Source organism: Hallella sp. (assembly GCF_037460745.1).
GTDB classification, from domain to species: domain Bacteria; phylum Bacteroidota; class Bacteroidia; order Bacteroidales; family Bacteroidaceae; genus Prevotella; species Prevotella faecis.
On record NZ_JAXVAE010000096.1, the window covers coordinates 1 to 11193 of the forward strand.

The window sequence follows — 11193 nt, forward strand, 5'->3', positions numbered from 1 at the left end:
TACCCCGCCATGCCCTTTCGCTGAATAGTTACGATTTTATCGCATCAGTACTAAACCTAAATCGGTCATTAGACCGAAATAAGGAAGTATCCATAACCCCTGAACTTTAATTATGTGCAAATATAATACATACATTGAAAAAAACAAGGCTATCTAAGAAATTGGTAGAATTTTCTGATTTTTGTATACATCAAATACGAAAAAAATACTATAACTTTGTAACCCTAAGGAAGGTATAACAAATAGTTCCATAAGAATCATTTGCTATGCATTAACCTAAAAACAACTAACCATGAAAGTTATTAGAAAACACTTCTCTACCGAACAACGACTGTTGCATCACATGATGTTACATTCCAAGGATTATCCTAATCAAGGCCTATTATATGGCAGATTGGGAGTGGCTTTAGTGATGCTATAAATAATCGATACAGGTGTTCTTATTGTGAGCCAAAAGAAGGCTGATGACCCAAGATGCCACAAAAGACATTTCTAATGATATGGAAAAGAACTATGCATTGTACCCAAATCAAGCCCATTGCCCACAAAGCAGGAAAAATAACTTGCACAAGTACTTTGCTTTAACAGCGCAACAATCCGATTAGCATGGCTAACAATGTTGGCCTTGCCAATTTGAATATAATTTCAAATAATCTTATCAACCAACCTTATGAATAAAAAGTTACTGTATTTATTCCTATGTATGATGTTTTTTGCGAAGGCCTCCTACGCTCAAAAACTTCTTAAAGGAAGGATCATAGACTATTATACCAATCAAGCTTACCAGGATACACTCACCCAAGTGTTTCTTCTTACTTCTGATAGCACTACGGTAGACAGTGGATATGTGGGGCCCGAGGGCAACATAAAAACAGGGAAGACAGAGATTAAGTATTATTTTCAAGTTGAACGGGAAGGTGATTACATCATTAAGTGCACCAATCCTAATTGTGAGACGGCATACTATCCATTGAGCATCAAGTTTTACAAGCGCGAAGACGAAATAGAAGGCAAGGACATCCGTCTGAAGAAGAAGATATCCAAGAGCCTTGATCTGCCAGAAGTGTTGGTGGAGGCTACCAAGTTGAAATTCTATTTTAGCAATGACACGCTGGTTTATAACGCCGAAACCTTTGCCACCCAATATGGCTTCGTGCTAAATGACTTGCTGAGAAAAATGCCAGGAATCTCTGTTGGACCCAATTATGAGATCTACTCGAACGGAAGAAAAGTCGATGAGCTCTTGCTAAATGGAAAGAACTTTTTCAATGGCGACCGAGAGACGCTTATTGAGAATCTGCCCGCTTATATGATTAAGAACATCAAGATCTATGAGCATGTCGACTCCTTGGAGTTGCTTAAGTCGCTCGACAAGCAGCCTCCTCTTGCTCTTGATGTCAAGCTCAAAAAAGGTTACAACTCAACCACTGTGGGCAACGTGGACTTAGGCATAGGCACAGACGACCGCTATTACGGCCGATTGTTTGGCATGCGCATCCATGACATGTATCGATGGACAGCCTACGCCGTATCAAACAACACCAACCATAACGAGCAAATCGACCACAATGGACAACTTTACAATATGGATGACGGTACAGGCGACAAGAAGTTCCACGTGGCTGGCGTCAATTACAATGTTGATAGTCCATCAGAAGCTTATAGGGTTGAAGGAAAATTTAGAATACAGGGAAGCGACGAAAAGCAAACCTACAGACAAGTGTATGACGCGTTCCTAAGCGATGGGGATGCGTATACGTTCACATCAAGAAACACGAAAGCGCGTAATTTTTCAGTTCAAACAAGCCATACGTTTGATCTGTTCCCAAGAAAGAAATACAACCTGACGATCACGCCGGCCTTTGTGCATGTTCGGTCGAAGGGCGATGTGGATATAGCCCTACTCAACGCCAATGAAAACATAGCCAATGTGGTTGGCGGTAACTGGGCCGATAGCATCAGGACCAAGACACTTGGAGAGAATCTATTGATGTATGGAGTGAACAGAGTATTGAACAAGAAATACACACCAACGCATTCCACACAGATGTCGCTTAATGTAAACCAAACTTATAACATTCCTCACACACCAGACATGATTGGCTTGGAGTTGACCGGACTGTACACCACGCTGTCGACTGACACTTATGAAACCTTTGGCATCGATTACATAGCCTCTTCCCAAAACGCCAATAAATGGAAAAACCTATTCACAGATAATGGTATTAAAAATTATCAGTGGTCGGCCAAAGCATCCTATACCACATTGTTAAAGAAAATCCACACGATTGATGTAAATGTCAACTTTGCCCATGAAACATCTCATGTTGACAAAGACTGCTACAACCTTGCATCCTTGTCGGGCTGGGGCATGGATACTGAATATGAGTTGGGTATGCTTCCTTCTCAACAAGCCCTTTTGGGGACAATAGAAAGGAATAATTCCTATTCATATAGAGAACATTTGAACAAATACACGCTGGGCATCAATTATGCTTTGCAATTTCACGGGCATACTTTCGAGGTGTCTGTACCTCTATCCTTGCAAAGGAGAAATCTCGACTTTTACCAAAGAGACAACGAACAAGTCGTGACCCGGCGAATGTTTTCACCTGACATCACCATCAAATTGCGAAAATGGATGAGCGGAAACACAGGCAGTAGCTATTCTCTTAACTTCTCAACCAAAAAGTCCATGCCCGCGTTGTTCAATCTTGTCAATCAGCGCAACGACATATACGAGGTGGCCGTTACGCAGGGTAATGAAAATCTGAAGAACACAACCAGCTACACGTTAAACGGCTCATACAACTGGCGCCCGGTCTTGATGCACAGCCACGCGATTTCTGTTTCGTATAACTATTACAGAAACAAAGTTGCCACAGCTATTTATTACGACAAAACGAACGGCAAATATCTCTACACGCCACGCAATATCAACGGCAACCAGGATTTTTCTGCCATATTAAACAATTCGTTCTACTTGGACAAGAGCTATAAACACAAATTATCCAACGTCCTTTCATACACTTATATCCAGAGCATCGATTTCAGCGGCGCATCAGAAAAGGAATATGAGAACAAAAGCACTGTGCACAATTCGGTCGTCTCGGAGAAGTTGGAATATATGTTCACGTCGAGAAATACAAAATGCATAGGCACGATTGCACCTTATCTGACATTTCACAGAAGTGTTTCGCAAAGGCTGGGCTTTGAGAGCATCAATGCCTTTTTATATGGCTTGCAGGCCTCTGCCCGCATCGAACTCCCTGCGTCTATCCGTTTCAACACTGAGTTTAAAAGCGAATCAAGAAGAGGTTATAGCGACCACTCCATGAACGACAATGAACTTATTTGGAACATAGGCTTGACAAAATCTTTCAGAAACAACATCACCCTGAGCCTAAACGCAGTGGACATCCTTGGCCAGCGCAAGAACATCTACAAGGTCGTTACAGCCCAAGCCACGACCGAAAGCGTCAGCAATGTGCTTAGGCGCCACGTGATGTTCCATTTCATCTGGCAGTTCAGCAGTAAGAAAACCAAAAAGTAAAACAAACGATTGGCCTTCAAACGCCAACTTATTGGTCTAACGGTATCAATCATTGGACTATGATGACGATTACCGATAGCAATGGAGAGGTTCACTGTTGTGTTTTTTGGTTAAAAAGTTGTGTCGTGTTTTTGCGTGAAATAGAGCACGAAAAAGCCATTCTTATGCTATCGCAGTACCTAAAATGAGAGGTGCGCGTGCCGTTAGGCAGGTATCGAGTGGCGAAAGATGCCTAACCGAGCCACCGTTGGGAAGGTATCGTCTTGCGATCGGGCATGTTTCGGGGTGCGAAACATGCCTAACCGCAAGGGGAAATGCGAAATTGGGAGTGCGGAATGCTAACAAATCACCACAACGCTTTGATTATTAAGCAATTACATAAATGCGCTGAGAATGGCGTATTTCGGCCAAACATTTCCGTCGTGGAAAAGAAACGTGTAGTTTGGGCTATAGATTGTTGGCTTTTTTAGGGCTCAGACGGCATTTGGAGTGATAATGGACACACATGAGAGACTCAGACGCGGCCGCTCGGCTCTGCCACTTGCCTAAACAAGAACGCTCTGCGGTGGATAGCAATGGATGAGCCAAGTGCTACGAAATAGCAAAAGCGTTGAAACGGAGCGTGTTGTGTGGACTTTTTCCCTTACAGGGCGTGGCGCTACCCAGGGCGCTGCCCTGTGCTAAGGAGATCATTGGGCTTTCAGCCTGCATAGTTTAACTGTTGACACATCCCTCATAAGGAGAGCATTGGGCTTTCTGTCCGCATAGTTTGACTTTTGCCACACCCCCATGGAGCATGATTGGCCACATGGGATGGTGCGGCGCAACATTCAAGCTGGCGGTTACAAAGCGTGGCGAAGAAAGAACCCCGCAAATTGCTCCCCAAATAGCTGATGAACCAAGAAAAACTCATCCTTTCGCTTTGATTTCTCTGCATTTTAAAGTATCTTTGCAGACATCTTTAATTATAGCAGCAGTTATATTTATACAGAAAAAAAAACAAAAACACAATAACACAATGAACTACGATTTCAGAGAGATTGAGAAAAAATGGCAAAAAACTTGGGTAGAACAGAAGACCTACAAGGTTACAGAGGACGCTAACCGCAAGAAGTTCTACGTGCTCAACATGTTCCCCTATCCGTCGGGAGCAGGCTTGCATGTGGGCCACCCCTTAGGCTATATTGCCAGCGACATATACGCACGCTACAAGCGCCAGTGTGGCTTCAACGTGCTCAACCCCATGGGATACGACGCTTACGGACTGCCCGCCGAGCAGTATGCCATCAAGACCGGCCAGCACCCGGCCATCACTACCGAGGCAAACATCAACCACTACCGCGAGCAGCTCGACAAGATCGGATTCTGCTTCGACTGGGACCGCGAGGTGCGCACATGCGACCCCGGCTATTACCACTGGACACAATGGGCCTTCCAAAAGATGTTCATGTCGTTCTACGACAACGACCAGCAGAAGGCACTGCCCATCAGCCAACTGGTGGAGCACTTTGAGAAGCAGGGCACCGAGGGCCTCAACGTGGCGCAGAGCGAGGAGCTCTCGTTCACGGCCGACGAGTGGAAGGCGATGAGCGAGAAGCAAAAGGAAGAGACGCTGATGAACTACCGCATCGCCTACAAGGGCGAGACGATGGTCAACTGGTGCGCCGGACTGGGCACCGTGCTTGCCAACGACGAGGTGGTGGAAGGCGTATCGGTGCGCGGCGGATTCCCCGTGGTGCAGAAGAAGATGAGCCAGTGGTGCCTCCGCGTGTCGGCCTACGCCCAGCGTTTGCTCGACGGCCTCAACACCGTAGAGTGGAGCGACTCGATCAAGGAGACGCAGCGCAACTGGATCGGACGCTCGGAGGGTACCGAGATGCAGTTTAAGATTGCCGGCACCGACGAGTCGTTCACCATCTTCACCACACGCGCCGACACCATCTTCGGCGTTACGTTCATGGTGCTGGCCCCCGAGAGCGAGCTCGTGGCCACCATGACCACGGCTGAGCAGAAGGCCGAGGTCGACCAGTATCTCGACTATGTGAAGAGCCGTACCGAGCTCGACCGCATGTCGGACCACAAGGTGACGGGTGTGTTCAGCGGCTCCTACGCCGTCAATCCCTTCACCGGCGAGAACATCCCCGTGTGGATTTCCGAATACGTGCTTGCCGGATACGGCACGGGCGCCATCATGGCCGTGCCTGCCCACGACTCGCGCGACTACGCCTTCGCCAAGCATTTCAACCTGCCCATCATTCCCCTCATCGAGGGTGCCGACGTGTCGGAGGAGAGCTTCGACGCCAAGGAGGGCATCGTTATGAACTCGCCCGTGGCCGGCAAGGAGACGCTCGACGGATTCAGCCTCAACGGATGCACCGTGAAGGAGGCCATCGCCAAGACCAAGGAGTTTGTTACCAGCCACCACCTCGGACGCGTCAAGGTGAACTATCGCCTGCGCGACGCCATCTTCAGCCGACAGAGATACTGGGGCGAACCCTTCCCCGTTTACTACAAGGATGGCATGCCACAGATGATTCCTGAGGAGTGCCTGCCCATCCAACTGCCTGAGATCAAGGAATATAAGCCCACGGAGAGCGGTGAGCCACCATTGGGACGCGCCGAGAAATGGGCGTGGGACACCACCAAGAACGAGGTGGTCGACAAGAGCCTCATCGACAACACGACCGTGTTTCCCATCGACCTCTACACCATGCCTGGCTTCGCCGGATCGTCGGCCTACTACCTGCGCTACATGGATCCGCACAACGACAAGCAACTGGTGTCGGAGAAGGCCGATGAGTATTGGCGCCATGTAGACCTCTATGTGGGCGGCACCGAGCACGCCACAGGTCACCTCATCTACTCGCGTTTCTGGAACAAGGTGCTCCACGACTACAACGTGAGCTGCGAGGAGGAGCCCTACCAGAAGCTCATCAACCAGGGCATGATCCAGGGACGAAGCAACTTCGTGTACCGCGTCAACGAGCTGAGCACGGCAGAGAAGCCCGTGTTCGTGTCGGCCGGCCTGCGCAAGAACTACAAGGATGTGACACCCATCCACGCTTGGGTGAACCTGGTGAAGAACGATATCCTCGACATCGAGGCCTTCAAGAACTGGAGCCCCGAGTACAAAAACGCCGAGTTTATCCTCGAGGACGGCAAGTATGTGTGTGGCTGGGCCATCGAGAAGATGTCGAAATCGATGTACAACGTGGTCAACCCCGACGACATCGTGAACGACTATGGCGCCGACACGCTGCGCCTCTACGAGATGTTCCTCGGCCCAGTAGAAGCTTCCAAGCCTTGGGACACCAACGGCATCGACGGCTGTTTCCGCTTCCTCAAGAAGTTCTGGAACCTGTTCTGGGACAACCGCACCGACCAATGGATCGTCGACGAGCAGGAGCCCTCGAAGGAGTCGCTCAAGAGCGTGCACAAGCTCATCAAGAAAGTAACGCAAGACATCGAGTCGTTCAGCTACAACACGTCGATCTCGGCCTTCATGATCTGCGTGAACGAGTTGGGCCAGCAGCAGTGCCACAACCGCGAGTTGCTGCGCACGCTGGTCATCCTCGTCGCACCGTTCGCTCCCCACATCGCCGAGGAGCTGTGGCACCAGCTGGGCGAGCAAACCACCGTTTGCGACGCACAGTGGCCCGAGTGGAACGAGAAGTATCTTGTGGAGAACGAGATCCAGATGACCGTCAGCTTCAACGGCAAGGCGCGTTTCCAAAAGACGTTTGCCGCCAACGCCACGAAGGACGACATCGAGAAGGCCACACTCGAAGACGAGAGAAGCAACAAGTACACCGAGGGCAAGAACATCGTGAAGGTCATCGTGGTACCCCGTAAAATCATCAATATCGTTATCAAGTAAATGAAGATCAAGAACCAGCTCATTTGGAAAGAGGTAGAGGACTACGTCTTCATCACCCTCGGCCTCATGCTCTACGCCTTCGCCTTCACAATCTTCCTCATGCCCTACAAGATTGTGACGGGTGGCGTGACGGGTACGGCGGCCATCGTGTTCTACGCCACAAAAATACCCATCCAAGACACCTACATGGTGATCAACGGATTGCTGCTCGTGGTGGCCTTGAAGATATTGGGCCTGAAGTTTCTGCTGAAAACCATCTACGCCATCTTCGTGCTCGCCTTCCTGCTCTGGCTGGCTGGTTCGATCGCTCCCACCAATCCCGACGGCAGCTATGTGAAGATCTTAGGCGAGGGCCAAGACTTCATGTCGCTCCTCATAGGATGTACGCTCACAGGAACGTCGCTCGCCATCGTGTTCATGAACAATGGTTCGACGGGCGGAACCGACATCATTGCCGCATCGGTCAACAAGTACTATAACCTGTCGTTGGGACAAGTGCTCATCGGTGTCGACTTCATCATCATCGGATCCTGCCTGTTCATCCCGCAGTTTGGAGCGGGCCTCGACCGCGTGCACATGGTGGTGTTCGGACTATGCACCATGGCCATCGAGAACTTCACGCTCGACTATGTGATGAACGCACGGCGCGAATCGGTGCAGTTCATGATATTCTCCAAGAAATACCAAGAGATAGCCAACGCCATCGGTATGGAAATGGACCATGGAGTGACCATTCTCGACGGACACGGCTGGTACACCGGACAAGACATGAAGGTGCTGTGTATCCTTGCCAAAAAGCGGGAGAGCACCACCATCTTCCGACTCATCAAGATGATCGACCCGAACGCTTTCGTATCGCAATCGGCCGTCATCGGTGTGTATGGAGAGGGATTCGACAAGATCAAGGTGAGCTTGCCCAAGGATAAGAAAAACAAAAAATTAGCAGCGAAATGAAAATAGTGTTCGCAACCAACAACCAGCACAAGCTCCAGGAAATCAGGGAGATCTTGGGCGACCAGTTTGAAATCCTATCGTTGGCCGACATCGGTTGCCACGAGGATATTCCCGAAACGGGCAACACCCTTGAAGCCAACGCGCATCAAAAGGCCGAGTATGTCTTCGACCATTACCACATCGACTGCTTCGCCGACGACACAGGACTGGAGGTCGACGCCCTGGGAGGCGCTCCCGGTGTGCACTCGGCACGCTACGCCGAGGGGACCGACCACAACAGCGAGGCCAACATGGCCAAGCTGCTCCGTGAACTGGGCGACAACGACAACCGCAAGGCGCGATTCCGCACCGTCATCTCACTCATACAGATGGAAGGCGGAAACCCCGTGTGTAGCCGCGAATACCAGTTTGAGGGCGTCGTGGAAGGACGGATCGACCGCGAGAAGCATGGCTCGGAAGGCTTCGGATACGACCCCGTATTCATTCCCGAAGGCTACGACAAGAGCTTTGCGGAGCTCGGCGAGGAAATTAAAAACCAAATAAGCCACCGCGCCAGGGCTGTGAAGAAACTGGCCGAATGGCTCAAGACCGAGGGATAGACACAAACATGTTACCTATATAAAGAGCAGTTCCAACCAACGAACTGCTCTTTTTTTATCACCCCAACGAGGCTTTCAAACAATAGAACGGAGGTTTTCTCGTTTACATATTATATATGTAATACAACGATTATGATTCATCTTTTCACCACCAACCAACATACCCATCGCCCCAACGCGTTAGCCTACAAGCCTGCATCTTGGGGCCAAAGGCTATGGGCCAGCATCTGCATCACGATGCTGTCGGCCCTCGTTTCGCTACCCGCCAACGCACAATGGAAAAGCTACCTGGCCTACAGCGAGCCCACGGAGATAGAGCGCGCATCGGGAAACATGATCTATGTGCTGGCCTCAGAGGGCCTTTACAGCTACGACACGAGCGACCAGAGCCTGCAAACCTACGACAAAATCAATGCGCTCTCCGATTGCGGCATTGCCCACATAGCATGGTGCCAGAAAGCCAAACGGCTCGTCATAGTCTACTCCAATTACAACATCGACCTGCTGGAGGCCAACGGCAACGTGGTGAACATGGCCGACTACATGAACAAGACGATGACCACCGACAAGACCGTCAACGACATCTACGTAGACGGCGCTTACGCATACCTCTCGACGGGCTTCGGCATAGTGAAGATCAACGTGGCCAATGGGAATATCAGCGACACCTACCAACTGGGATTCAAGGTGAACTACAGCTACATCAAGGACGGATACCTCTATGCCGCCAGCATGGCAAACGGCATGTATCGCGCACCGCTCACGGCCAACCTCCTCGACCCCAACCAATGGACGCGATCGGGAAACTACAAGTGGCGTAAGAAAACCATGGACGAGGAATTGCTCAACATCGTGAAGACGCTCGCGCCTGGGGGCCCAAAGACCAACTACTGCGGATTCCTAAAGCTCTACGGCAACAAGCTGTTCAGCTGCAATGGAACGTTCGATGTGAAGCCCGGAAGCATACAGGTGCTCGAAAACAACACATGGACCATCTACCAAGACGACATAGAAGCCATCACAGGACGACGCTACCAAGACATTCTCGCCATAGACGTCGACCCCAAGAACAGCAACCATATCATGGCGGCAGGCCGCAACGGCCTCTACGAATTCAGCAATGGGCGCTTCGTGGCCTACTACAACAACGAGAACTCGCCCATCCAATCGTACAACAATTCGGACAAGGAATACCAAATGGTGACGGGCCTCAAGTATGACAACGACGGCAACCTGTGGATGCTCAACAGCCAGGCGCCATCGCGGTCGCTGATAGAGCTCACCGCCGATGGAGAGTGGGTGACGCGCGACCGGCCGGAACTGATGGGACTCAACGATGGCGGATTCAGCAACAAAAGCCTCGGCGACCTGAAAGACATGACGATCGACAGTCGTGGACTGATGTGGTTTGTCAACAACAACCACGTCACGCCCTCGTTCTTCGCCTACGACTTCACCAACAATGGCATGAACAGCTACAAGTCGTTCACCAACCAAGACGGAACCGAGGTGATGCTCAACAATGTGCGATGCATCGCCGAAGACACCAACGGAAACATGTGGATAGGAACCAACCAGGGACCGCTCATGCTCGAAACAGACCAGATTACGGCCAACATCCCGATTATGACGCAGGTGAAAGTGCCCCGCAACGACGGTACCAACTACGCCGACTACCTGCTGGCAGGCACCGACATCACCGCCTGTGTCATCGACAAGGCCAACCGAAAGTGGTTTGGAACGGGAGGGGCGGGTATCTATCTCATTGGCAGCGACAACATATCGCAGCTGCAACACTTCACGGCCAGCAACAGCCCTCTCCTATCCGACAACATCCTGGCGCTGGCCCTCGACGAGAAAAGCGGTGAGCTGTTCATAGGAACCGACAAAGGCCTATGCTCCTACACGGCACCCATCCCCAGCGGCGACGGCATGACGAAGGACAACGTGTATGCTTATCCCAACCCCGTGCGCCCCGACTACGCTGGCCCCATCACCATTACGGGCCTTGAAAACAACGCCGACGTGAAGATCCTGACGGCCAACGGATCGCTCGTGAGCGAAGGAAAAGCCAACGGAAACCAATACAAATGGTATGGATTGGACCGCGACGGACGCCGTGTGGCCAGTGGCGTCTACATGGTGGCGGTGGCCACGGCCGATGGCGAGACAGGGGTAGTATGCAAGGTGGCCATCATCAACTAACCACG

Annotated in this window: 5 protein-coding genes; all 5 read left to right on the forward strand. The window is 50.6% G+C overall.

Annotated elements, in window-relative coordinates:
* The first annotated feature begins 670 nt into the window (after positions 1-670).
* The 5 genes from WKK33_RS05740 to WKK33_RS05760 all read left to right on the forward strand — a co-directional run bounded on the left by WKK33_RS05740 (position 671) and on the right by WKK33_RS05760 (position 11188).
* Positions 671-3553, forward strand: a complete 2883-nt coding sequence (locus WKK33_RS05740; RefSeq protein WP_337932896.1) for an outer membrane beta-barrel protein — start codon at positions 671-673, stop codon at positions 3551-3553.
* 1018 nt (positions 3554-4571) lie between these two features.
* Positions 4572-7430 carry a leucine--tRNA ligase gene (gene leuS, locus WKK33_RS05745; protein WP_337932898.1) on the forward strand — a complete coding sequence of 953 codons (2859 nt, stop codon included), beginning with the start codon at positions 4572-4574 and terminating at the stop codon, positions 7428-7430.
* Positions 7431-8384 (forward strand): YitT family protein, encoded by a 954-nt coding sequence (locus WKK33_RS05750; protein ID WP_337469275.1) that lies wholly within the window; start codon positions 7431-7433, stop codon positions 8382-8384.
* A complete protein-coding gene (locus WKK33_RS05755) occupies positions 8381-8983 on the forward strand; it encodes a non-canonical purine NTP diphosphatase (RefSeq protein WP_287768967.1) in 603 nt (200 codons plus the stop codon). Before WKK33_RS05750 ends, WKK33_RS05755 begins: the two co-directional genes overlap by 4 nt.
* 132 nt (positions 8984-9115) lie before the next feature.
* Complete coding sequence (locus tag WKK33_RS05760) at positions 9116-11188, forward strand: two-component regulator propeller domain-containing protein (protein ID WP_337932900.1); 2073 nt, start codon at positions 9116-9118, stop codon at positions 11186-11188.
* The last annotated feature ends 5 nt before the right edge of the window (positions 11189-11193 follow it).

Bases quoted from the DNA above. Each gene is read 5' to 3' on its own strand.
- WKK33_RS05740 (WP_337932896.1), top strand. From the start codon at position 671: ATGAATAAAAAGTTACTGTATTTATTCCTATGTATGATGTTTTTTGCG.
- leuS (WP_337932898.1), top strand. From the start codon at position 4,572: ATGAACTACGATTTCAGAGAGATTGAGAAAAAATGGCAAAAAACTTGG.
- WKK33_RS05750 (WP_337469275.1), top strand. From the start codon at position 7,431: ATGAAGATCAAGAACCAGCTCATTTGGAAAGAGGTAGAGGACTACGTC.
- WKK33_RS05755 (WP_287768967.1), top strand. From the start codon at position 8,381: ATGAAAATAGTGTTCGCAACCAACAACCAGCACAAGCTCCAGGAAATC.
- WKK33_RS05760 (WP_337932900.1), top strand. From the start codon at position 9,116: ATGATTCATCTTTTCACCACCAACCAACATACCCATCGCCCCAACGCG.